The sequence below is a fragment of the Phaeodactylibacter xiamenensis genome, from assembly GCF_000759025.1.
Classification (GTDB): Bacteria; Bacteroidota; Bacteroidia; order Chitinophagales; family Saprospiraceae; genus Phaeodactylibacter; species Phaeodactylibacter xiamenensis.
The window spans coordinates 1-24134 of record NZ_JPOS01000010.1 but is presented as its reverse complement, the minus strand read 5'-3'; the positions used below and the strand labels follow the sequence as shown (position 1 = coordinate 24134).

General features: G+C 49.2%; 13 protein-coding genes. 10 read left to right on the top strand and 3 right to left on the bottom strand.

Going from position 1 to position 24134, the window contains the following annotated elements:
* Positions 1–24: 24 nt before the first annotated feature.
* Positions 25–1194: a Na/Pi symporter gene (locus tag IX84_RS02610; protein WP_152604889.1), complete on the bottom strand. Its 1170-nt coding sequence runs from the start codon at positions 1192–1194 to the stop codon at positions 25–27.
* Between the two features lie 105 nt (positions 1195–1299).
* On the opposite strand from IX84_RS02610, the gene IX84_RS34775 reads away from it, so the two are divergent.
* From IX84_RS34775 to IX84_RS02575, 7 genes are all read left to right on the top strand, one after another.
* Positions 1300–1599, top strand: a complete 300-nt coding sequence (locus IX84_RS34775) for a hypothetical protein (RefSeq protein ID WP_238578220.1) — start codon at positions 1300–1302, stop codon at positions 1597–1599.
* 107 nt (positions 1600–1706) lie between these two features.
* The gene (locus IX84_RS02600) at positions 1707–2312 is read left to right on the top strand and encodes a Uma2 family endonuclease (RefSeq protein ID WP_044216337.1); all 606 of its coding nucleotides are present in this window, start codon (positions 1707–1709) and stop codon (positions 2310–2312) included.
* Positions 2313–2478: 166 nt separating this feature from the next.
* Positions 2479–3060: a hypothetical protein gene (locus IX84_RS02595; protein ID WP_152604888.1), complete on the top strand. Its 582-nt coding sequence runs from the start codon at positions 2479–2481 to the stop codon at positions 3058–3060.
* The gene (locus IX84_RS02590) at positions 3050–3517 is read left to right on the top strand and encodes a hypothetical protein (protein ID WP_044216335.1); all 468 of its coding nucleotides are present in this window, start codon (positions 3050–3052) and stop codon (positions 3515–3517) included. Before IX84_RS02595 ends, IX84_RS02590 begins: the two co-directional genes overlap by 11 nt.
* A gap of 683 nt (positions 3518–4200) precedes the next feature.
* Positions 4201–5106 carry a hypothetical protein gene (locus IX84_RS02585; RefSeq protein WP_044216334.1) on the top strand — a complete coding sequence of 302 codons (906 nt, stop codon included), beginning with the start codon at positions 4201–4203 and terminating at the stop codon, positions 5104–5106.
* A gap of 373 nt (positions 5107–5479) precedes the next feature.
* A complete protein-coding gene (locus IX84_RS02580) occupies positions 5480–12277 on the top strand; it encodes a LamG-like jellyroll fold domain-containing protein (RefSeq protein WP_044216332.1) in 6798 nt (2265 codons plus the stop codon).
* Between the two features lie 61 nt (positions 12278–12338).
* Complete coding sequence (locus IX84_RS02575; RefSeq protein WP_044216330.1) at positions 12339–15212, top strand: T9SS type A sorting domain-containing protein; 2874 nt, start codon at positions 12339–12341, stop codon at positions 15210–15212.
* Between the two features lie 39 nt (positions 15213–15251).
* On the opposite strand, the gene IX84_RS02570 is transcribed toward IX84_RS02575, so the two are convergent.
* Positions 15252–15614, bottom strand: a complete 363-nt coding sequence (locus IX84_RS02570) for a hypothetical protein (protein WP_044216328.1) — start codon at positions 15612–15614, stop codon at positions 15252–15254.
* Positions 15615–15656: 42 nt separating this feature from the next.
* On the bottom strand, positions 15657–16571 hold the full coding sequence (locus IX84_RS02565; RefSeq protein WP_044216326.1) for a hypothetical protein: 915 nt from the start codon (positions 16569–16571) through the stop codon (positions 15657–15659).
* Positions 16572–17025: 454 nt separating this feature from the next.
* Here IX84_RS02565 and IX84_RS02560 point away from each other — a divergent pair, with 454 nt between their 5' ends.
* From IX84_RS02560 to IX84_RS02550, 3 genes are all read left to right on the top strand, one after another.
* Positions 17026–18729, top strand: coding sequence for a tetratricopeptide repeat protein (locus IX84_RS02560; RefSeq protein ID WP_044216324.1), 1704 nt, complete (start codon positions 17026–17028; stop codon positions 18727–18729).
* Positions 18730–19223: 494 nt separating this feature from the next.
* Positions 19224–19658 (top strand): NUDIX domain-containing protein, encoded by a 435-nt coding sequence (locus IX84_RS02555; RefSeq protein ID WP_052515704.1) that lies wholly within the window; start codon positions 19224–19226, stop codon positions 19656–19658.
* 368 nt (positions 19659–20026) lie between these two features.
* Positions 20027–24134 (top strand): LamG-like jellyroll fold domain-containing protein (locus IX84_RS02550; RefSeq protein WP_044216322.1); only part of this gene is annotated, 4108 nt, incomplete at its 3' end.

The following is a 24134-nucleotide window of genomic DNA, read 5'->3' as shown; positions in this document are numbered from 1 at the left end:
GTTAAGCAACACCAGCATCCAAGCCTACCTGGAAAACATCATGAAAATCATTGGCACCATAAAAAAGACCACCAGAATGTACATCAGTCCTACCATCCGATTGTTCTGAGACATATGACCTAATTTCTCTGCCAACTGCACGGGAATATTTCGGATGTACTCGATAGGGAAAAAAATGAAAACGCCCGCCAAATTGAAGATCACATGACAAATGGCAATAGCCAGCGCTATTTCATTCTGCGACAAGGCGGCAATCAGTGCGGTAATAGTCGTGCCTACATTGGCCCCAATAAGAAAGGGGAAGACTTTCTGAAGCGTAGCCCGGTTGGAAGCGACAAGTGGTACGGTCAAAGAGGCGGTAACTGAACTCGATTGCACCCCTGCAGTAATGGCAATACCCCAGAAAAGCGAGCGCAGGGGATGACCAAATATGTATTTGTCGACGACCTCTTGCGACTTTCCAATCAGAAAACTGCGCAGCACCACGGAAAACCCACGAAGGGAAATCAGCAGCAGTAAAAGGGAAAGGCCCAATACCAGCCATACGTTACTATCGAGACTGTCAATAATCCAGGCCGTAGACGGCTTGATCGTCGCACCTAAAATGCTGAACCCACCACCGGAGTTGTCGTAAAGGGGAACCAGCGCAGCAAGATAGGTGGCTGCCTGACTGAGATAGCCGGTCAGCAGCTCAAATGGTAATAAGAATATAACAACCAGAATATTGAAAAAATCGTGAACAGTAGCCGCACTGATGGCATGCCCGTACTCGTCTTTACTGTGAATATGCCCCAACGCCACAATCGTGCTGGTCACGCTGGTCCCAATATTAGCGCCCATAATCATGGGGATGGCATTTTGAAAGGATAAGGTACCTGCCGCAACCAGGGTAACGATAATGGAAGTGGTCGTTGAGCTGCTTTGCATCAGCGCAGTGGCAAATAACCCGATGAACAGGGAAGTGATAGGATTACTAGTCACTTTGAAAACATCAGCCACTAAATCCTTACTCATTAATTTAAATCCACTACCCAGCATGGATAAGGATAGCAAAAAAATGGATAAGATAACCAAAACTAGAGCAATACGGTAGGTTTTATTGAGTACTGTATTGTATTTCGATTCCATGGATTCAGAAAGGTGAAGAACGTGGGGATAGGATGAAGCACTTGCCAAAGTTAAGAATTTAAGCACGGTTTCGATAGTAAACCTATCGAAAAAGACAAGTGATTTTTAATGGAGGGAATGTGAAGTACCGCTCTATTGAAAATAATCCCCCGGCTTCTTCCCAAAGCGCTGATGGTACACCTTAGTCAATTAGCTGCCCGAGCTGTAGCCAGCCGCCGATGCTACTTCATTTACGGTAGCGTAGACCTGCCGTTCCAGGAGTTGCCGGGCAAGCTGAAGCCGGGCTTCCTGAATGTAGTTATTGGGTGTCAGGCCGGTAAGTTTTTTGAGCCTGCGGGCGAATTGCCTTTCGCTGAGGAAGACCTGCTCCGCCAGCAGGAGGGTATTGAGCTTGATTCCATTTTCAAGCGCTGCTTTGGCTGCCGTTTCCACCTCCTTCAGCCAGTCCTGATCGGCAGAGGTTGCTCCTGATTATCAATATTTTAAAGGCGTGTACTGTAAAGGTAGCAAGAAAGAATCCAATTGAAGATGAAGGAGAAAATGCTTACCTTTAGATCTGGCAGACCGGAGTAAATCAGATGGCGGAGAAGCAAATAAATTTATATTCAATTGCGGAATACTTAGAATTTGAGGAAAATTCTGAAGTGAAAAATGAATATGAGGCGGGCCGGATAATGGCAATGAGTGGAGGCACTTTGAATCATGGGGTAATTGACAACAATATAAATACCGAGCTAAACAACAGTTTAAAGAAAAAGGGATCAAATTGCATTGCAGTTAATGGCGATGTGAGGATTTGGATTGAAAAAGCAGATTCCTTTGTTTATCCTGATGGCATGATCATTTGTGGTAAAATTGAGACCTATGAAAACGATAAAAATGCTGTAATTAATCCTGTTTTGATAGTGGAAGTACTCTCTAAATCAACGGGAAGTTATGACAGAGGAGATAAGTTTCATAAATATTGCTCTTTACCTTCCTTTAAAGAGTATGTCTTGATTGATCAAAACAAGCCGGTAATTGATGTTTTATTTAAAGAGGATTCGAGCTACTGGAAAATGGCCACTACGATTGGGTTAGATAAGTCAATTATATTGAATTCTATTAATTGCGAAATTCAGCTATCAGACATTTACCAAAACACCCAAGGTCTGAATGCACCTCCATTTAAACTGGAACTTTAAATATCAGCAATTGATCAGATGCGGGTTTAGCATTTCAGTTGGTTTTATCTTTAGCTTATAGCGCTTGATGAGATGGCATTCAAGTCTACTGGAGTTCTAAGGTTGTTTTTGTCTCTTTCCGGCAATTTGTACTAGCTTTATGTGCTGTTGACCAGTCGAATAAATCATGTTTGCTCCGCCCCCTTCATCAAAAAGAGTAACTTCTTCGAGAAGTGATGTTCAGGTGTTTTCAGATAACGAAAACGGAAGTTCACCCAATGGCAGCAAGTGGCTTTTGCTGTTATTGTTGGGTGCCGTTTTAGCTTCAGGATACATCATCTGGAATAGTAGCAAAAAGATAGCCCCTGGTCTAATTGAGACACCTGATGGTGAAATTGTCTTATCGCCAGAAAGGGAAGCCAAACGAGATCGGGAACTAGAGGAGATTGACAATGCCATCCAATACGCGCTGGTGGCCACAATCGACGGGTATTACCCCTGCCTTTCTTGTCCTTTTGGAATTAAGACCATATATTTATACAAGGGGAATGTGTGGAAGTACGGGGTGACTCGCAAAGGAGAAGCCGAACGATACCCCGGAGGAAACTACGGAGCTGATAATTTGTTGTTTCTTCCGATGTTCGAAGGTACATATAGCGAGTGCCTAAAACGAGAGAAAACACTAATTTACAACTACCCGCTTCTGCCGGAAGCCATAGAACGCCAAGTTATTTTAGCACGACCACCGGGAAATAAATATGATAGCTGATAAAGAACAAAGACCTACGGCTGAAGAATTGCAGCTCAAGAGTGATGAACAAACCCTGTTCATCTCCGGTCGTATTTGGCACGAGCTGTACCCTAAAGCAGACCCCGGACTGTTTTTAGAAGCTTTGCGTCGGGAAATTGATCTGAGCAAATACGGTGAGGGCATCGCCAAGTTCTACTTCACTTTCGTTATCATGGAAGAACTCAGCCCGAATTTTTCTAATTGGGTGGGAAGTGACTACTATCCAGAAAAAGCCAGTATCGACATCGGCATCAGATTACCCTATCAGGATGTCGTAGACGGTGATGAAAAAGCCGTCATCAAACTAATGGAAAAGGCTTTGCTTGAGGGGATTGATACTATTGCTGAACACAAGCAGGAGTTCATAGCTCCTTTCGACTATAGGGCTTTTAAGAACGATGTTGAAGCTATTTTTGAAAATCCTGACTGGTATTGAGGATTTAGCTAAATAAAGAAGGAACGCAGATTAGCAAAAAAAGCAGCCAAGACTTAACCTGACTGCTTTTCCCTGGATTTTTCACTTGACAGACCACTAGGACTTGGGGCCTGTGTTTAATAGACTGATAAACAGTATTTTGGAAGATTTTTAAAAAAGCCTGTGAAATAGCTGTGAAGCTGCTGTCTCTAAAATCTTTTGGTTTAAACCTACAGTAGATTTATTACAGTAAATTTTGTAGGTCCCTGAATGGGCTTTTTCGCCAGCTCTGCATCACACGAGCCACCTGCTGGAAGGGCTTTTGAAGTGATTTTAACCTGCAATGGGTATATTCTTATTTACAGCATTTCATGTTTCCAGCCATTACTTTGTGGTTGTGCGACAAGGGACTGAATAAAGTGCTTTTTTGTGCCCAGACCGGTATGCACAGTTTGTAACACAACTCATGGTATATACAGAGGCTCGCTGAAGCTAAATATTGCGATTACGCCTTTAACGGCGCTAAGCAATGATTGTCAGTGGTTTTTGGCTGATGTAGTGCTTTTGATATGGTTTTTTTTTGGGTTGTAGTGGATTTGTGTTGGTTAACAGTTAAGGAAAAAGAGCGGGCAAGTTAAATATTAGCTTTCGAATCAAGATTCCAAGATTTTTCTGAATGCTAAACCAAACAATCATCTAATCTTATGAAAAACCTATACTTCATTCTCTGTTTACTTTTCGCAGGAAGTGCTACCGTTCAAGCACAAATTGCACTCAGCGTGCAAGGCACTGTACAAAATTTTGACGGCACTGCAGTCGACAACGGGGAGTACGACATCACCTTCAAACTCTATGAAACGGATGCCGGCGGCACCGCCATTTGGGAGACAACCGAGACGGTTAATGTTGTCGGCGGCGTGTACAGTGTGCTCTTGGGCGAAAGCACCCCTTTGGACATCCCCTTCAATACCACTTACCATCTGGGCATTACCTTGCCAGGTGGGCCAGAACTCATGCCCCGGGCACAGCTCACTTCTTCCCCCTACGCTTTATCCGTGGTTGGGCAGGACAACACTTTCCCCTCTACAGGTCCGGTGGGCGTGGGCACCACCCAGCCCGAAAGCCAGCAAGCCCTGCATGTGGTCGGCAATACCAAGTTGCAAGGCAACCTCGGTATCACCGGTACGGTGACCGGCAATAATGTAAACTTCACCAACATCAACACCACCGGATCCATCAACGCCGGTGGATCCATCAACGCCGATGGATCCATCAACGCTGGTGGCGATATTAGGGCCAATAACGGTAAGCCTGTTACGGTAGGTGATGAAAAACTGCGAATTATAAGAGGTAGTGTTAATGCAAATGGTACTATCGAGATAGGTTCTGGTTTTACCGTTAACTTGAATAGCAATACCGGTGTATATACAATTACGTTTAATTCTGCTTTTAGCAGTAGACCTGTTGTTACAGTATCAGGAGCAGCTCCTTTGAATTTACCAGCAGTGGATTTTATGACACCGAATTCATTTAGAGTGCAAAATTGGCAACCTAATGTAGGATGGGGGGGGCAAGCACCTTTCTTTTTCATAGCCGTTGGTCCCCGCTAGAGGACGTGTGTATAACAAATGGCACTTTTTGAAGAGATTGGCAGCATTTGCTGTTTGCCTTTTGAATAAGCTGGAGCAGAGCGGGAAGCTCTACCCCAGCAGCCATAGTAGCGCTTAAGTACAGAGGGTCGCCTTCCTGTTTTGTGCAATTTGTCATATACACCTAGTGGTCTGTCAAGTGTTAATTTATGGGTTGAGTGGGAGCGAATTTTGAGGCTAATCAAGGCGGATGTTCCCGCGCATAGCAGCGCTACGTAAGGGGTTATCCAACGAAGAGTAGCCTCAAAAGTCGCCGCAGGCAACCCCTAGTTTTAGCCTTGACAGACCACTAGAGGAAACCCTGAATGTCTTTCACTAGAAAAAACATACCTTTATGAAAAATATACTACAACAACTCTTATGGGTGAGCTTGTTGTCTGTCATCGGGCTTGCCCACGCATACGGGCAGAACAGCCCCAACTGCGAGACGTTCAGCGATGACGACTTCCTTATCGGGCGCGCCTTTTTTACCTACGGCAGCGCCAGCAATGCTTTCAGTACAACCAGCCGGGCTGATATAACTGTCGGGCAGCCCGTGGTGGACAATTACTTCGGGCAATTAAACAAAGGCTCCTATGGCTTTTGGTCTCGTTTCCTAATGCCTCCCGCTGCGCCTGCCGTCATGGCCAGTGAGGGCGACCTCGAAGACCGGGTACAAATTGATTGGGCACCTGACCCATTGAGCCCTGCCCCATCCAGCTACAAAATCTACCGCAATGGCTCCCTGTTGGCTACAGTAGATGGAGAAACCTTCTCCTTTCTGGACTTCAACGTCCTCGCTGGAAAATTTTATACCTATGAGGTTAGTGGAGTCAATACGTTTGGAGAGGGGAAACGCGGTTCTTCTCTCGGCTTTCTCAATCCCAATGGCGTGGTAACGGGCAAGGTGGAAACCTTCAGCGGCAACGCGGTACCGGGAGCTATAGTCACCCTCACGCCTACCCTTGGACATTCAATTGCCTTCAACGGGGCAGACGATATGGCTTTCGCCGAATACAACCCGGCTTTCCCCCGTCACGAATTCACGGTATCTGCATGGGTGAAGCTGGGGGACGGCAACGATAATGCAGGCATCATAGACTTCGGCAGCACCATCGGCAAAAACTGGTGGCTGCACACCCTTCCTGCCTCTTCCGGTAAAGGTATCCGCTTCGGCATCGGCCGGGATGCCGGTGATGTCACCGAGCTGGACTACGCCTTCCTGAGCGAAAACGAGGACGAATGGCACTACGTGGCAGCAAGCTACAATGGCGCATCTCTGCTGCTTTATGTGGATGGAGAACTGATCGAAACGGCGGTAGGTACTGTACAGGCGGATAGCATCCCGCTGTTCCTGGGTAAAAAGGCCGATGATACTGGTTTTTTTAACGGGCGTATTGACGAGGTGCGCTTCTTCGACCGGCAACTGGCTCAAACGGAGATCCAAATGTTCATGAACCGCACGGTGCAAGGCAATGCGCCAGGGTTAACCGGCTACTGGAAATTTGATGAGGGCGTTGGGGCCAAAGCATTTGATCAGAGCGCACTGAAAGCCCGCTTTTACTTTTGCGGTGCCGAATGGTCGGATGACCGCCCGGAAGTGGTCAATTCCGGGATCACAGATGAGAGTGGTTTTTACGAAATTGCCGGGATCAACTACGGCAGCGGGCAAACGTTTACGGCCCGTCCTTCCAAAAGCTTCTATCTGAATCAGTCCCTCGAATTCAATGGCGTCAATGGCAGTTATGCTGACCTGACAGATTTTGATATCAAAGACACCTCTGCCATTACCACAACGGTTAAGGCTTTTGACTTCAGCGGTAATCAGTCGGTACTCAGCAAAGCAGATGCAGGCGGCAACAACCTGTTTGCCCTCTGTCTCAATGCAGGGCAGCTTGAGCTTGTGCTCAACGAAACTTCCCACGCTTTCGGCCCGCTGGAAATGGGCTTCCATCACATCGCCGTCAACCTCATACAAGACGGCAGCACCCTGACCACCGAAGTCTACAAAAACGGCAACCTAATGGGTACCCACAGTTTCAGCGGCGTGGCCACCGATTGGGCAGGGCTTCCCTGGAAGATCGGCGCCAAAGCCGATGGGGCCAGTAGCCACCGAAGTTTTTTTACCGGCCTGATCGACGAGGTAGTTTTCTTCGACTCCACCCTTACGCTTCCGCAAATACAAGAGTATGCCAATATCGGCACAGATGTGAATAACCTCTTCCTGAAGTCCAATTTTAGCCTTAACGAAGGCGAAGGTTTACAGCTGGAAGACACCGGGCCCGCATTCACAGGGGAAGGCACCATTTTTGGTGCTACCTGGTCTACCGTTTCTTCCATTATGGAGACTATTGCGCATGAATTTACTCCTGCCAGCCGTCTCGTCACCCTCGACCCCAGCAATACCAGCGCAGATGGGATAGACTTCATAGACCAAAGTACCATCCCTGTAAGTGGCTTTGTCCGCCATGAGGGTACCACCTGTTTTCCTGAAGGCATTGAGATCCTCGTTAACGGACAGTCGAATGTACCCAAAATTCGGACCGATGAAAATGGCAAATTCGTGGCAGACTTCGAGCCCGGTGCGGATGTGGTGCTTACTCCTGTATTTGAAGACCACACCTTTTTCCCAGCCTTCTGGGAACTGGAAAACCTGAATGTGCCGGTATCCGGTATACTTTTCCAGGATCAGACCAAGCGAACGGTCACAGGGCAATTAGCAGGAGGCAAATGCCGCCGGTCTATCATTCCCGATGGCAGCATCGTGCGCGTTAAACTGTCTTCCCTCGACGGCTGCTACGAAGCGACCCAGCGCCTGGAAAACCCGAATGGAAAATTCACCTTCTCCAATGTACCCCCGGACTCCCTCACCATAGCTGTGATTGAGCATTCCAATCCGGTTATCTATGATTACTTTCAGAATCAGGGCGGGCGCACACTTGATTTGCGTATGAAAAGCGATACCGTTGATTTCATCTATCTGGCGCCCCCTCAGGTAGAAATGACACAACTGGACACCAACTCCTGCGGCGACCCCATGCTCAATCAGCTGCAAACCGCTGAAACTACGATCAGGGTGTTTGAGGCCTATGATGGGGGCGTATGCTATCTCGATACCGCCCTGATTACCATCAACAACGGAATTGCCAACCTTACCCAGTTCGACACTCTAATGACGGAAGGGAGCCTTGTGCATCAGTTTCAGGCTGATGCACCTAATATCGTGCCGCCCTTTCTCAAAACCCTTCAGGTAACTGCCGAGGCACACGACGAACAGGATACCAAAACCCAAAGTGCGGTTGTACTTGGCCGGCGGCCACGGGAAACAACATTCACTTCCACCGCGCCTGAACTACCGACCATCATTTTGAGAGACCCGCCGGGCGATGGCAGCCATTCTTTTTTGGAAGTCGGTGAAAAAACCTGCCAAAACTGGAAATTTAAGGCAAGCAGTGCGATGAATACAGACTTTGATCTTAAATTGCACCTAGGCCCTGATATCATGACAAACCAGGGAAGCCCGTTCTTCTCCACTGTACTGAAGGTGGATGTCACCGCAGATTTAGGGTTCCAGTTAGATGCAAGTACCACCTCCTACACTTCCAATGCAATGGAAACCTGCCTAACGGTAACAAAAAAATTTGCCACTAGCAGCAGTGAAGCTTTTGTAGGCAGCGATATGGGCGGAGACTTATATGTGGGTGGTGCTATGAACTTTATCTATGGTATCACCGATGAACTTATCTATGACACTACATCCTGCAGCTACCTTCTGGATAAAGGGCTTTATATATTCCCCGATGGTTTTGCCACTACGTTTGTTTACTCTGAAAATCAAATTTCAAACGTGGTCATACCTAGTCTCCTTACTATTGGCGATACAACTAGCGCCGAACGATGGCAGGAGATCATAGACCTGAATACTCAACTTAAGGAGGAAGCCATATTCGACCGAAACATCTCTTTTGATGCCGGAGTGACTTATAACGAATCACAAACCACTCAAGTAACCAAAGCTATTACCCATTCGTGGACTCAGAGTTTTAGCACCGGATTCTCAACAGCATTTGGCGTCAATGTTAATGGTCTTGGTTTGACAACAGGGCTTGCGATGTCCTGGTCTACAGAAACCTCTACCACGGCCACTAACACGACCTCTACACAGCGGAAGACAGGCTTTGTACTCTCTGATAACGATCCACTTGATAACTATACAGTCAATATCAAAACAGATCCAGCTTACGGCACCCCTGTATTTGACGTAGTCAGCGGTCAGTCTTCCTGCCCCTGGGAGCCCAATACTCAGCCACGCGATGGTGTAGATCTGTCGGTAAACCAGAACGTAGCGGTGAATGTGCCCATGAACGAGCCGGCGGTATTTACACTGAGCCTGGGCAATAACAGCCCAACGGAAGAGACACGTACGTACAACCTCTCCACTGATCAGACCAGCAACCCGGACGGGGCCGTCATCCGGTTCAACGGAGAGTCCAGTATTGATGTTACCCTTGCACCTTTCGAGAGCCGTGATGTTACAATGACTGTAGAGCGCGGGCCCAATGCCTTCTCTTACCAGGACTTATCGGTAGTTTTTAGATCTGCCTGCGACGGGAACTTTAGCGAGACTGAGGAATTTGACGTAGAGTTCTTGGAGCCCTGTAGCATGGTAGGACTCGGATTTCCGCTTCCCGGATGGGTCGTCACCCCCAGTAATGGTAATATACTCAATATTACTGTGAATGACTATGACACTGACGATCCCGATCTGGAACTCATCCGCGTGCAGTACCGCCGCTCTCAGGGCGATGGAGCGTGGATCAACATCGCCGAATTGCAAAAGAATGAATTGGGAGGTGTATTCACTATCGTCCCCTGGAATACGCAAGGGCTACAGGACGGGCTTTACGAAATTCGTTCAGTGTCGCAATGCTTTGGAGCACAAAACCCAGGGCTTTCTGACATCATAAAAGGCAAAATAGAACGTACCCCTCCCCGCCTCTTCGGCTTGCCTCAGCCTGCCGACGGCGTCCTTTCGCCGGGAGACGAGATCAGTATCACCTTCAATGAGCCTATTCGCTGCGACCTGCTCATACAGGCAGATGTTTTCAACAACAACAACATCGGCTTGTACAATACCGCAACCGGCGAGCTTATCGATGCGGTGATCAGCTGTAGCGAAGATAAAATCATTGTGGTCCCCAATGTGCCCAACCAATTTATTGAAAACCAGATTCTGCGCGTAGTTGTGGAAGATGTGGAAGACCAGGTTGGCAATATGCTGGAAGACCCTGTCAGCTGGGAGTTTTTTGTCAACCGCTCCACTTTGTACTGGGAGGTCAATCAAATTAAGGAGGTCATTCCGGAAGGCGATGTACTGGAGATCACCCGCAACATCCGCAATCAGGGGGGAGCCGCTGCTAATTTCACACTTACTGACCTGCCAGCATGGGTGGAAGCCAGCCCTCTTTCCGGCACAGTAGCTCCGGGCTCCTTCGAGACGGTCACTTTTACTTTCTCCTCAGACTTAGTCCCCGGCAGCTACGAGCAAATCCTGCCTATGATGACTGCCGAAGGGGATGAACCCCTGGATATCAATGTTCAGGTTGTATGCCCGCAGCCTGCATGGGAAGTCAACCCTATGGAATGGGCTTATTCCATGACGATGACACTTCAACTCGATATTGAAGGGGAAATCTCGACTGATAAACTCGACCTCATAGGCGCTTTTGTCGGTGGCGAGCTGCGCGGCGTGGCAGCCGTGGAGTACGTGCCGGAAGTAGAAGAACACCTTGCTTTTCTGACGGTTTACAGCAACAACCTGGTCGGGGAGACGGTCACCTTCCAGATTTGGGACGCTATGGAATGTCTGCTCTACGGCACTACAAACGAAAGCTTTGACTTTGTAGCCGACGATCTCATCGGTTCGCCCATCGTGCCGCAGGTCATCCATACGAACAACCTGCTGCTGCGCAAGATCCCGATCTTCCCGGGCTGGAACTGGATCTCTTACAATCTGGAGCTGCCAGACCCCAGCATCAATGCGGCTCTTTCGAGCCTGACGCGCCCGGAAGATGCCACCATTAAGGGGCAGACAAGCTTCAGCCAGTACTTCAACGGCGGCAGTGTCTGGGCCGGATCGCTTACGGCCCTGTCCCACCTGACGATGTACCAGTACAACGGCACCGCTTTCGACAGTTTGGAGATCCTGGGCAACCCGATAGACCCGGCTACGCCCATGAGCTTGTCCGCGGGCTGGAACTGGATCGGCTACCTGCCGCAGGCGGGCATGCCGGTCAATCAGGCCCTGGCATCGCTCAGCCCGCTCAATGGCGATATCATCAAGAGCCAGGCTGGCTTTGCCCAGTACGTTGCCGGCATAGGCTGGGTGGGCAATCTGGACTTCCTGAGCTCCCCGAACGGCTATCTGATCAACCTGAGCGAGGCGGGCACGCTCACCTACCCGGAGAGCTTCAACGGTCCTAATGAGGAAGCCTTCCGCAGCAATGAGGGCATCGAAGGTCGCAGCACTGGACAGTGGGAGGTAGACCCGCATCAGTATGAGCACAGTATGAACCTGATTGCTTTAGTCACGGATGCCGAAACGGGCAACCTGCTGCACGAAGGGGACGAGGTCGGTGCCTTCATCAACGGTGAGGTACGCGGCAGCGCGCAGCCGATCTACGTTGAGGCGGTGGATGCTTACCTGCTCTTTATGACCGTCTACGGCAACGCCGAGGGGGGCACGGTCACCTTCAAGTACTACGACGGTACAGACGGTGAAATCAAGGCCGTGGAAGAGTCCTTTGTTTTCATTGCAAACGACATCCTGGGCACGGTCAACCTGCCGGAGCCGCTGACGCTGCAGAGCGTGACCGCAACAGAGTCCCTGTCCGGGTCAGCGCCCCGCTTCGAGCTCTTCCCCAACCCGGCCACAGAGCGGGTGTACCTGAGCTTTGAGGCACCTGCCGCTGCCGATATTATAGTAGTCGTCACAGATGCGACCGGCCGGGAAGTGGCACGTATCGAGACAGAAGCTGCTGCCGGAGGCAACTTGTTGGAATGGCGGCCTAATAACCTGGCTGCCGGGCTGTACTTCGTTACCCTGCACAGTAATGGCCAGGTACAGTCTGCGAAATTGAATCTACGACCTTAAATAAGCCTGCTGCCTGTCGCGGGGTTACCTTGCGCGGGCAGCAGCTCAAAAGCATCATCCAATGCGATATATATATTTTATCCTATTGATGGCTGTTGCCTTCAGGGCATCCGCGGGCCCGCCCGACTGGACAGCACCGGAGCCCGGGGTGTACGGCTACTCGGCAAGCATCAATGCAGCCCTGGTCATCGATGGAGCGCTGACGGCGAATGCCAATGACCTCATTGCTTTCTTCTCCAACGGGGAGCTGCGGGGCGTGAGCACGCCGGTAAGCATAGGAAATCAGGTCTTCCACCTGTCTACGGTTTTCTCCAATACTGCTATAGGGGAGGAGCTACAGGTGCGGGTCTACCATGCGGCTACCGATGGGGTTTACATCGCGCAGCAGCCCTACGCTTTCGTCCATCAGGGCGTGAGCGGCAGTTTTGATGCGCCCTACGAAATTGAAGTCTTCACAGACGGTGATGCGCCCATCGGGCTTCAGGCATTGCCGGCACAACAGACCTTGCAGGGCGTGCCCTTCGCGCCCCTGGGCCTGCAGCCTTTTCTGGAGCGGCAGGACAACGACGGCATTACCTGGTCGGCGGATTTCAACCCGCACGTCCTGACCTTTTTTAATGGGGCAGAGCTGACGCTGATCCCAACAGACCCCGCCTGGTTTGGTTCCACCACAGTCACGGTGCGCGCCACCGAGCAGACGCCCAACGCTTACTTTGCCACCGCAGAACTCAGCGTCACCGTTGAGGAAGCCTACGCCGGGCCGCAGTGGGAGGATATCCCAACACAGAGCGCGGAGCCGCAGGCCGGCTTTGAGCTGCTGAGCCTGCCCGGCTTCGAGGCGGGCTATGGCGGCCCCTGCCTGGACTACAGCCTGACGCCTGTACTGGCTACGGCAGGCAGCCAGCCACAGTTGCCCGCCAGCTGGAGCACTCCTCTTTTGCAACAGCCGTTCAGCATGAACCTCTCTGCCCGGGCACAGTATACGCCTTGGCTGCCGTTGGGCGATGAAGCCGACCGCCTGGCTTTCTTCATCAACGGCCAGCTGAGCGGCACAGCTGCCCCGGAGCTGGTCAACGGGCAGGCGTACTACTTTGCCACCGTGTACCATGCCATGCCGGAAGGGGAAATGGAGGTGCGCTACTACAGCGCAGCCCACGAAGCCCTCTTTACCTTGCCCGTTACGCTCAGTTTTGGCGGCAACGGGCAGCTGGGCAGCCCGGACGAGCCGCTGGTGCTCGATTTCTCCCCCTTCTTCTTTGAGCTGGACGAAGCCGGGCAGCTGGGCATCACGCCACAGGACACGGCCTTCCGGGGGGCGCACCCTTACACCTTCCTGGCAGCGGACTGCGACTATCCGGAGGCGCTGCAGGACACGGTGTCCACGCAGCTGTGCTACGATATCGACAGCGATCAGGACGGGCTATGCAATACGCTGGACCCGGCGCCCTTCGACCCCTGCTTCCCGGATTACGAAGCGCCGCCCCTGCACGTGCTGGACAGCAATGGAGACACGCTCACGAGCAAAGGCGTGCTGGAAGTGGGCACTGATCCCGGCGATTGCGGCTATTCGGCTATTTGGCAGGCTTTTTCCATTGAGGACTGCTCTGGTGTAACGGTAACTGCTACGTTAGACAACCTAGAGGGCCCCTCGGCCGGGCAGCTGGAAACGGTGCTGATTGATGCGGCCACCGGGCAGTATGCCCTCTACCTCACCGTGCCTCAGGGCACCTATGAGCTGGAAGTCGTTGCCACCGATGATTATGGCAACGCGGAGGATTTCACCTACACCTTTATTGTAAAGGACGAGGAAGCGCCGCAGCTGGCCTGCCTTGATGTAGAAGTGGCCCTGAGCTACGATGGCACCGGAGAGCTGCTGGCCGACGAGGTGCTGGACTTTGCCAACAGCAGCGACAACTGCGGGCTGGACTACAGCACGCTGATGATCAGCCAAACGGCTTTTGACTGCAGCGGCCTGGGCATACAGAGCGTAGAGCTGACGGCTTCTGACATACATGGCAACAGCAGCAGCTGCACGGCGCAGGTGGAAGTGCTCATCGGTGGGGTCATCCCGCCGCCCTGGGGCACAGCCGATATCGGCATGGTGCCGGGCAGCAGCGCCTATGCTTATAGCCCTTGTGCAACAAACGATCCGTCCAAAGGGCATTTTACCCTTAATACCACTGGCTACAACCCTATTTCCGGGAATACGGACCAGCTGGCGGGCGTGGTGCAGGAGCTGTGCGAAGGGTCCGGCATCCGCGCTGAGGTACAGTCGGTAGGCCCGGATACGTATGCAGGTATATTCATGCGCAACAGCAGTGCGGCCGGGTCGCCAATGGCGGGGCTGTTTACCAACCTGACGCCTGTGCTGCGCTGGGAGAGCCGCCTGCAGCCCAACGGCAGTAAGAGCGTTACACCCTTTGAGCCAGCAGCAACCCCGGTAACGCTGGGCATGCGGCGGCACAACGGGCTGCTGCAGGCTTTCTACCGCATCCCCGGCGGGAGCGGCTGGCAGTTGATCACACAGATACAAGACCACCTGGAGGAGTGTGTGGAAGTAGGCTTTGGCGCCTTCAGTAACGACCCGGGCGGAGCGGCTACCGCCGTTATTGGCCCGGTGAGCACCATAGGCGCTTCCAATAGCACCGAATTTGGGGGCAGCCCGGCCATGGAGCTTACAGGCAATTCTGGCACCGGGCAGCTGGCGCTTTGGCCCAATCCGGCCTCCCGGTCGGCCACTTTATCGCTGGGCGCCCCGCTGGAAGCACCGGCGCAGGCCCGCCTGATAGACGGGCTGGGGCGCCTGGCAAGGGCATGGGCACTGCCTCATGGAGATACGCAGCATCAACTGGATGTGGACGGGCTGCCCGCAGGCATTTACTGGTTAAAAATTGATGGGCAGCCAGATGCAAAGCGGTTGGTGATTAGCAGGTAAGGTTTCAGAGGTGCTAAAAATGCAGGTATTACCAGGAAATCAAAAACTGGTAGTACCTGCACTGCTCCAATAGTCACTCGTTTTGCATCCATTATTTCCCCTCGATTCCTTTATCGGTAAGTGGCCGGGCTGTAGATTTGTTGAAGCTAAGGCTGTTTTAACTTCGATCTCTATGTCCGAGAACCCTGAATCAATCAAATCTTGCGGTGAGGCATTCTCAACGTTTACCTTATCGAGTTCGACCTCATTCTCTTTCTTGCTTTTAACGGATTCACGGTGTTTGATAAAATCCGGATCATTATGAAGCTCCTCCAATGGTAATTCGCCCCTTTCTAAAGCTTTGGCCCCTTTTTCTGTCATTTGCACCATACCCCTTTGAGGATAGGAAACAAACTTCGCCATCTCCAGGTATGATTTAAAGATAGGCTGTTCCCCCTGTAAGGATTAGGGCACATCGGATTTTAGCTCCTGTTCCATACGCCTGAGCTGTGCGTATCGGTTTTCGCACGTTCGCAGCTGCTCCCATTCGTGAACGACGCTGTACGGAGTTTCTAACAAGGCCTGCCTGACGAAAAGCGGAGTGATGTCCACCGAGTACAAGGGGATAGCCAGCACATCAGCGTGCAGCTGGCTTAGCACAGTATCTTTGCCAAGCAGCTTTTTGACGGCGTTCATTAGCATATGCGTGCAGTCAGAAACAGCATTGTAGCCACTTAGAGACAAGGCTTTGGCAAGGTTCGTCCCGCCGTCAGTGATAAAATAGGCAACGTTAAGGCGGGGCAGGCGGCTGAGGCTGCGGGACAGGAAGGCGGCTACGGCTTGGCCTGTCCATGACGGCTGCACTTCCAGCCCTAAGACGGTGACATCCTCGGCGCGCAAAGGCTGGCAGTGGCTCTGTCCAGCTTCGATTTTGACACCTGGCAGGAGCAGCAATTTTTCACGCCCGATCTGTATGCTTTCATCGAGCAAGGCCACATAGTCACCGCTAAGCCGGGCGGCTTGCTGAAGCTGGAAGTGCCCGCAGCGCATCACCCAGCGGCGGACGCTGGTATGGCTTGGAGTGCCGAAGCCCCAGCCTAGCAGCCGCGCCACGAAGCCGACCGTTTTAGCTGCACAGCGCAGAGAACCATTAGCATGCACAACGATGAAGACGGCCAGAGCGATGAGCTGCGCCGGATAAGTATGCCCGGGGACACGCAAGGGAGCAGCTCGGGCTTCGAGCTCGGCGACTTTCTTTTCCAGGGCCGCTGCCCGGTGCTGGCTGCGCCGAAGCTGCGCTTTTAGTAAGCTGCGGGATTTAGTGCCCTTTAATGCTGTAGTTTTCCAACGAAGTACCTTAGCTTTGAGTCGTGCTCGCATCTTGTGCTTTTTGTCTGGTAACTCAAAGCTAATGGATAGCGGGCACACTTTTATCGGCTACTTTCTGCTTCAGGCATTGAGCGGTAAAGGGAACAGCCTATATCTAGTAGTATGATCCAAAACCAGGAATTTAGTGTTTTATTGATCGATACGAAAGCTTTCGGGGAGTGTTCTGCCAGTGGGTAAAAATTGGTAATGCCTTGGGTAAGCCTGTTAGTTTCGCCCATTTCGTACTCAATGAACTATGTCAAAAGAAAACGGTCACAATAAGATTGAACGCTAAACGTAAGAAAGCTAGGTGAGATCATGAATACTTGGTGAAGGTCCTTTCCGCATGATCAACCTTTCGATCACCATATGCAATCTGTTATTATGGAAATGGAATTTTGGCATTTTCTGTATATTAGCGATTCAAAACGCTATGGACAACTCTTGAAAAAGAAGTTGTTCGCTTATGGGAATAAAGTTACTTGTATCAATTTTACGGTATTACTTTAGACTAAAGGTGCTGTTTGTTCTGCTGTTTTGCGCTTGTCAAGCACGGGGCAACGATCAGATGGATGGAAGAAAAGGTGGGCGGTTTAATGTTGTGGAAGAAGCACAACTGCTATTGGCAGCTGCAGATAGTAATATGCAATCCTCGCCGATGCTTGCGTTGGAATATTCGGTTAAAGCGGAGGTTCTTGCCCGCCGGGCTAGTGACAACCAATTGTTGTCGTTAGCTTTGATGAAGAAAGGGATGGCCAGCTATTATGTAGGAAACTTGGGTGGCGCTGCGGAGTCTCTGATTGGGTGTAAAAACCTATTATCAAATGAAGGAGGAGATAAGGAAATGCTGGGCAGGGTGTATAATGACTTGGCTGCGGTATATCGTTATAGTGGATTTCAGCCAGATTCTGCCTTAGTTTACTACAAGCGTGCCATTGATGCATTTCGGGAAGCAGCTGAGACTGAAGAATATTCGGTCTTATATGCAAAAGAACTCGCCGCGATTTACAGTAATATGGGGCAGATGTATGTGGAAGAAGAAGCTTACGAGCAAGCTATTTTCTATCTCGATCGAAGCTTGACAGCCCTCTCCCAAAAAAAAGGGTACGATCGGGTTAGGGCAGCTACTAAAATAAGCTTGGTCGATGTGTGGTCGAGTATGGGCAAAACGTTGGGTGCTGATAGCCTGCTTAGAGAGGTATTGTCAGCTACCCAAGAAGAAGAAGATTGGGTGTTGCATAGCGTTGCTTTATTTTATAAAGGGAAATTACTGGAAAGGGTAAATGAGTTAGACTCCGCTTACCTGTTTTATGAAGGGGCTCTGGCAGAGGCACAGTCAGCAGAGGTGTGGACCTCCGTAGACAAAATTGCTTTAGCCCTATCTGATCTCGCCTGTAGAATGAACAGGCAAGAGGATGCATATGAGTATCTGCAACTGGTTCAGCATGCAAAGGAGAAAATGCGTCGAGGGGAAGCAGCTTTGGCACTGTCAAAAATGGAGCTGGAGGAGAAGTATAAAAAGTGGGAAGAGGAGGTAACCTCGCAGATGGACCGAAGTCGAGTCAGCTATCTTATTGTTTTGGGCCTGGCTTTTTTAGGTGGGCTCATACTTCTAAGCCTTTATATCGCTATTGTCCGAAAGCAAAGACTCGCACAGCTAGAATATTTAGAATCGGAGTTAGTAAAGAGGCAGTTGGAAACAGAGCGGGAACGACTTGCTACCGAGGTAGAGGACACAAAACAGAAACTGGCTCTAAACCTTCTGGAAAGGATGTCCGCTAACGAGATGGTAAATGAGACGCTTCAAAAACTGATGGAGGTTTACCGACAGGTGCCAACTGTAAGTAGCCGAAACTCACTTCAGGCTATCTCTAATAGCTTACGTAATATTCAGGATCATTCCCTTTGGGAGGAGTTTGAGTTACTTTATAAGCACTCAAATAGCGACTTTTTTGAAGCCCTTGCAGGTCTTGGGCTGACCTCCAATGAGCGTAGGTTGTGTGTATTCCTGCGAATGAATATGGCTACTAAGGAAATATCTGCTCTAACCGGGCAAAGCACAAAAGCAGTGGAAGTGGCCAGGACCCGGCTAAGGCGTAAGCTTGGGTTGACGAATACAGATGTCGATCTGTCTGAGTACCTGATGTTGTTAGTGGAGGAAAGTGCGTAAGCACAGCCCCTAAAGGGCTGTATAGATTTGATTTTGTGGTGGTATACTTCTATAGTTTAAGCTGAGTAAGGTCTCGTAGCCCTGATTTCGGTGATTTCATGAGTTGCTCCTCTCCATTCTGCCGTTTCAGAACAGGCAGCTCGGTAGGCTTTCATCTATACTTGGCAAGTGTGTTGATTGTAGATTCCCTGAGTTTACCCTATGTTGTTGTATTGCGGCGAAGAGCAACAGGTTCGCGCTATCTAATAAAGGATGATATAACCAAGTATATATGTAGTTAATCAAGTATACTTGTCTCATAAGATTTTTTATAGATGCTTGGGGTGTAATAGTTTGATAGTTAGTTGTTTGCTCGTAAATCAGTGGAGATGTAGTGTCGTTAGAGTTGGCTGTGTAGTGGATTTGTATTATAGGGCATTGTATAGGATGTCTTGATTGTTGACTACCTTGCCGGCAGATTAATTTTTCATTTCTTTACCCAAAATCAAAGTGATATGCTACAGCTATTAGCTCCAATTTATATGAAGACAATAGGCCAAGTAGTCCCTACAGATTGGTTCGCCCCAAGGTATCCGGTTTCTGTCAAAGGGATATGCCGTATAGATGGCAAAATTGTTTTGTTAAAGAACGAAAGAGGGCAATGGGACCTGCCCGGTGGGAAGCTAAAGAAGAGAGAGACGATAGAGCGCTGTTTAAAGCGTGAGATGAAAGAGGAGTTGGGCATAGCGGTAAGTAATGTTGGTGTAAGCATTGCTAAGACTATAAAAGTTCTGAATCAGGTGACGGTCCTTATACTCATCTGCGAATGTAAAACTGATGCTACGGTAGAAGATCTTAGTTTTAGTTATGAAAGCTTTGGTCTGGGCTTGTTTTCTGATGATGATGCTCTACATCATGCAAGCCACCTGTTGGGAGGGCTTTTGAAGTGATTTTGACCTGCAATGAATACATGCTTTTTTACAGCATTTCATGCTGCCAGCCATTAGTTTATAGTTGTGCGGCAAGAGATTGGATAAAGTACTCCTCTATGCTCAGCCTGGTATGCACACTTTTAGCACCCCCCATGGTATATCGAGAGGCTTGCTGAGACTAAATGTTACGCGAACACACTTGAAGATGCTAGGTGTTGATTATTAATGGTTTGTGGGTAATGTAGTGCTTTTGATATGGTCTTTTTTTGTTGTTGTAGTGGAAATGTATTAGTTGGTGAATCAGAAAGAGGTGAGGGTAAATTGAATATTCGTTTTCGAATCAGAATCCCAAGATTTTTCTGAATGCTAAACCAAACAATCATCTCATGCACAAACTTGACCAAAGTAAAAAGAACGCCTGGCTAAGGCGAATTATTTGGCACCCGAGCGGTGGGGGTAAGCGGTTGATCTCACCACTTGGGAAAGCGACCTTGTTTTTGAAAGAAGTAACTTTATTAGCTCTGCTTTTATTGCTAGGCACTACAGCTGGCAATAATTTGTTTGGGCAAATTAGTATGCCTGAACCGGATGATGGTCCAGGTAATGCACTGCATTTTGATGGTTCAGACGACCGTGTAATTGTACCGGCAGGTGTCTATTTCGATGATAATACTTTTACAATAGAGACCTGGATGAACCCGCATGGGCTTAGAGGGTGGTCAAGGATATTGGATTTCGAAGAGTCCGGGGTTGGTAATAGAGTGGTTATCTACACCTCTCAGGGCGATACCCGTAGGGTATATGTTGAGGTATTCAATGGAGGGGCTAAAATTATTGAATTTGGGGCAGAAGATGCATGGGAAGAAGATCACTGGGTGCATGTAGCTTTTGTGGTAGCAGATACTGTCGCTTCTCTTTATTTGAATGGGGAGTTGTCGGCTTTAAGACGTTTTACGGGCAGTGTGCCGGCTGCAATGCGGGATTTAAATTATATCGGGGCTTGTAGTGGTGGTTATTGCGAAGCCCCTGTAGTTTTCGATGAATTTAGGATTTGGTCAGATAGCCGGACAGAAGAAGAGATTCGGAGCTACATGTATAGTGAGTTGGATACAAGTGGGTTGACTGATTTGGTTCTTTACTACCAGTTTAATCAAGACAATGGCACGCTGATTCCTGATCTGAGTGGCAATGGTCGTGATGGTACTGTAGACCGTTTTGCATTGACAGGTACCACTAGCAACTGGGTAGAAAGCTATGCAATGGCCATTCCAAAGAATACAGCTGCTACTAGTATAATGGACAATGAGTTTACTGCTGAATGGTCACCAATTGATAACGGGATAGCAGAGCAATACATCATTGATGTTTCAACGTCCTATGATTTTAGGTCAGGGACCTTTGTTCCCGGTTATGAGAGTTTGAGCGTAGGGCTTGATACAATGGCCGTTATTACAGGTCTTGATCCTAATACGTCCTATTTTTGGAGGGTTAGGGCTGATAAGTCATCTGTTGCCGGTCAAGGCGCATTTACCCAAACACAAATTACTTTTACAGAAGAAAATATGTCAAGCCCGGGGTTCGCTCTGGATTTTGAGAGCTCTTCTACTAAGCCGTACAACAACATTGTTGTAGGCGATGGGGTTTATTTTGATGGGAACAGCCTGACTATAGAGGCAATGGTGTACCTGGATTCATTTTCCAATTTGAACCCATTAATGGAGTTTGGCTCAGCTGCATACAATGAAAGTGCCTCTATATTTTTGAATGATGGAGGTAGTAGCTCGTTTCAAGGCTGGCCCATTTTTTATTTGTACGATAGGACTGACCGAATACTTAGGTTAATTAGTAATGAGAAGCTGCCGCTGAAAAAATGGACTCATTTTGCGGTAGTAGTTGATGGTAGTATGGCTTATATGTACATAGATGGAAAAGAAGTTGGCTCCTCATCCGTTACAGGGGATTTCAAATCTGTCATCAGAACCTCTAATTTGATAGGAGGCTCTAAAGGGGGGGGAGACTCTCCTGATATTATTTTAGATGAATTTAGAGTTTGGAGCAGGCCATTATCTCAAGATGAGTTGATTGCTAATAGTAGTACAGAACTTAACCTTCCGGTTCAAGACCTTGAGCTTTATTATCGATTCTCCAGAGATAAAGGTGAAGGGGTCAAGGACTATAGTGGGAATGGTCGGCATGGAGTATTGAAAGATTTTTCTTTTTCAGGCACAACTAGTAATTGGGTACGCAGTTATGCTTTGGAAAGACCTTTTAACCTCAGCACTACTAATATTGGAGCCTCTAACTTTACAGCTAACTGGACTCCGCCTAATGGGCTGGAAGTAGATAGGTATCTTCTTGATGTTTCAGATGTAATTAGCTTTTCAACATTTGTATCAGGATTTGAAGGTAGGGATGTTGGCAATGTTACATCATTTGATGTGGCAGGATTGAACCGTGGCGCAAATTACTATTGGCGGGGAAGGGCACTAAATGACACAATCGCGGGACCTGGTCAGAACAGTCTAGTTGATACCGTTACTGCCCTTCGGACAGGTATCATTTCGGCAGGGCATTATGCTCCCGGCGATACGGTTCTCATACCCTACTCTTCTTCACTTGATATTGCCTATTCTGCTACAAATTCTATTGAGGCACAGATTAGTGATTCATCAGGTAGTTTTTCAACTCCCATAACAATAGGTTCTGTAGTTACCAGTGATTTGATCGGGGTAGTAGAAGGTATTATTCCCATTGATGCCACACCGGGGACAAAGTACAGAATAAGAGTGGTGAGTACAGCTCCCGAAGTTATCGGGACAGATAATTTCTTTGATATAACCATTTCTGATGCAGATCAAGATGGTGATGGAGTTATTGATTTTAAAGATGGAGACCGAGATAACGATGGCTTATCAAACTTGGTTGAAGTCGGAGAAATCTTCACCTTTACTGGAAGAGATAGTGTAGTTACTATACCTGATGGGGCAGTTGGAATGCGAGTCAAGGTATGGGGGGCTGGTGGTGCTAATGAAGTCGGGGGGCCTCAGACGGCAGGTGCAGGTGGTTATACTTATGCGGAGTTTGGGAGCGATGTTGTTGTACCTGGTCAGCAGCTGTCTATCATGGTTGGTGAAGGTGGCAACCGTTTGTATGATTTCTTTGATCACCCTGGTTCGCAGGATGGTGCTTATGGCTTTGGAGGTTCAGGGAACCACGATGGAGGAGGTGGTTTATCAGGGGTATTTACAGGAAATGCGGCTGTTTTGTCTACGGATCAAAACAGGGCTTTAGTAGTCGCTGGCGGCGGCGGCGGCGGAGACTGGAGTGGGTTCCCCAATGAATGGGCTAGTGGTACTAATGGCAATGGATTACGCTCCGGAGGTATTTCAGGCTCAATGAAGGGGTCAAATGACCAGGATATCCCTTGCAGGAATTATTATAGTGCAGGCGGGGGAGGCTATTATGGTGGCTCAAGAACCCGATATAATGTAGGTCCTAACTTTTCTTGTAACCCAGACTTAGCCTCAGGCAGAGGAGGTGCTGGTTTTGTGTCCCCAATGGCAAAGTTTGGTTCTATTGAAGCTACTCCGGACGGCAATCGATTCCCGCCAAATATCAACGATCCATTTTATATACAAGATGTTGGTGTAGGGGCAACAACAGCGACCAGAATTGGAGGTAATGGGTTGATTATCATTTTTTGGGAGATAGACCTGGATGATGATGGCTTGTCTAACGATATGGATAATGACAGCGATGCGGATGGTTGCCCTGATGTAGTAGAGGGCTATGGGTCCTTCACTTTTGATCTGGACAATGATGGTTACTATGGTGTGGATTCGGCTCTGCAAGTCAATACATCGGGTATGGTACTTGGAGCGCTTTATCCGGAATTGGACACAAATGTTGTTTCCGCAGGAACAGCATCGTCTTTTGACTCCCAACCTGTAGATCTTGACTTTACCAACTCAAGTGATTATAAGATTGGGGCTACTGTTAGCCCTGGGTCAGGTACTCCTATTTATCAATGGGAATATAGTACTGACGATGGAAATGTTTGGAAAGATGTAGTAAACGATACTCTTTTTAATGGCTTTACTGGAAGTCAGTTGGACACCCTGTCATTCGATACCATCCCTCCAGGTATTCTATTGAGGGCCAGCTATCGCCTTCGTGTTACAAGCGATGATTTTTCTTGCCCAATCTTTTCTAATGCCGTGACATTGAATATAGATCGCGATGGCGATGGCATTGATGATGCGCTTGAGGACGAAGGGCAGACGGACCCGCTGAACCCCTGCGACCCCGCGCAAGACCTTGGCTATACGGGCTACGATGCGGACAACGCGATCTGGGCCGCTGGCGACTGTGACGGCGACGGGCTGATCAACAGCCTGGAGCACGAAATGGGCACCGACCCCTACAATGTGGATACGGATGGAGACGGCATCGAAGACGGCTCCGAGGACGGAGACAATACCGACCCGCTGGACC

Excerpts from the sequence above, each read along its gene's own strand:
- IX84_RS34775 (WP_238578220.1), top strand. The coding sequence starts at position 1,300 with ATGGTACACCTTAGTCAATTAGCTGCCCGAGCTGTAGCCAGCCGCCGA.
- IX84_RS02600 (WP_044216337.1), top strand. The coding sequence starts at position 1,707 with ATGGCGGAGAAGCAAATAAATTTATATTCAATTGCGGAATACTTAGAA.
- IX84_RS02595 (WP_152604888.1), top strand. The coding sequence starts at position 2,479 with ATGTTTGCTCCGCCCCCTTCATCAAAAAGAGTAACTTCTTCGAGAAGT.
- IX84_RS02590 (WP_044216335.1), top strand. The coding sequence starts at position 3,050 with ATGATAGCTGATAAAGAACAAAGACCTACGGCTGAAGAATTGCAGCTC.
- IX84_RS02585 (WP_044216334.1), top strand. The coding sequence starts at position 4,201 with ATGAAAAACCTATACTTCATTCTCTGTTTACTTTTCGCAGGAAGTGCT.
- IX84_RS02580 (WP_044216332.1), top strand. The coding sequence starts at position 5,480 with ATGAAAAATATACTACAACAACTCTTATGGGTGAGCTTGTTGTCTGTC.
- IX84_RS02575 (WP_044216330.1), top strand. The coding sequence starts at position 12,339 with ATGCGATATATATATTTTATCCTATTGATGGCTGTTGCCTTCAGGGCA.
- IX84_RS02570 (WP_044216328.1), bottom strand. The coding sequence starts at position 15,614 with ATGGCGAAGTTTGTTTCCTATCCTCAAAGGGGTATGGTGCAAATGACA.
- IX84_RS02565 (WP_044216326.1), bottom strand. The coding sequence starts at position 16,571 with ATGCGAGCACGACTCAAAGCTAAGGTACTTCGTTGGAAAACTACAGCA.
- IX84_RS02560 (WP_044216324.1), top strand. The coding sequence starts at position 17,026 with ATGGGAATAAAGTTACTTGTATCAATTTTACGGTATTACTTTAGACTA.
- IX84_RS02555 (WP_052515704.1), top strand. The coding sequence starts at position 19,224 with ATGCTACAGCTATTAGCTCCAATTTATATGAAGACAATAGGCCAAGTA.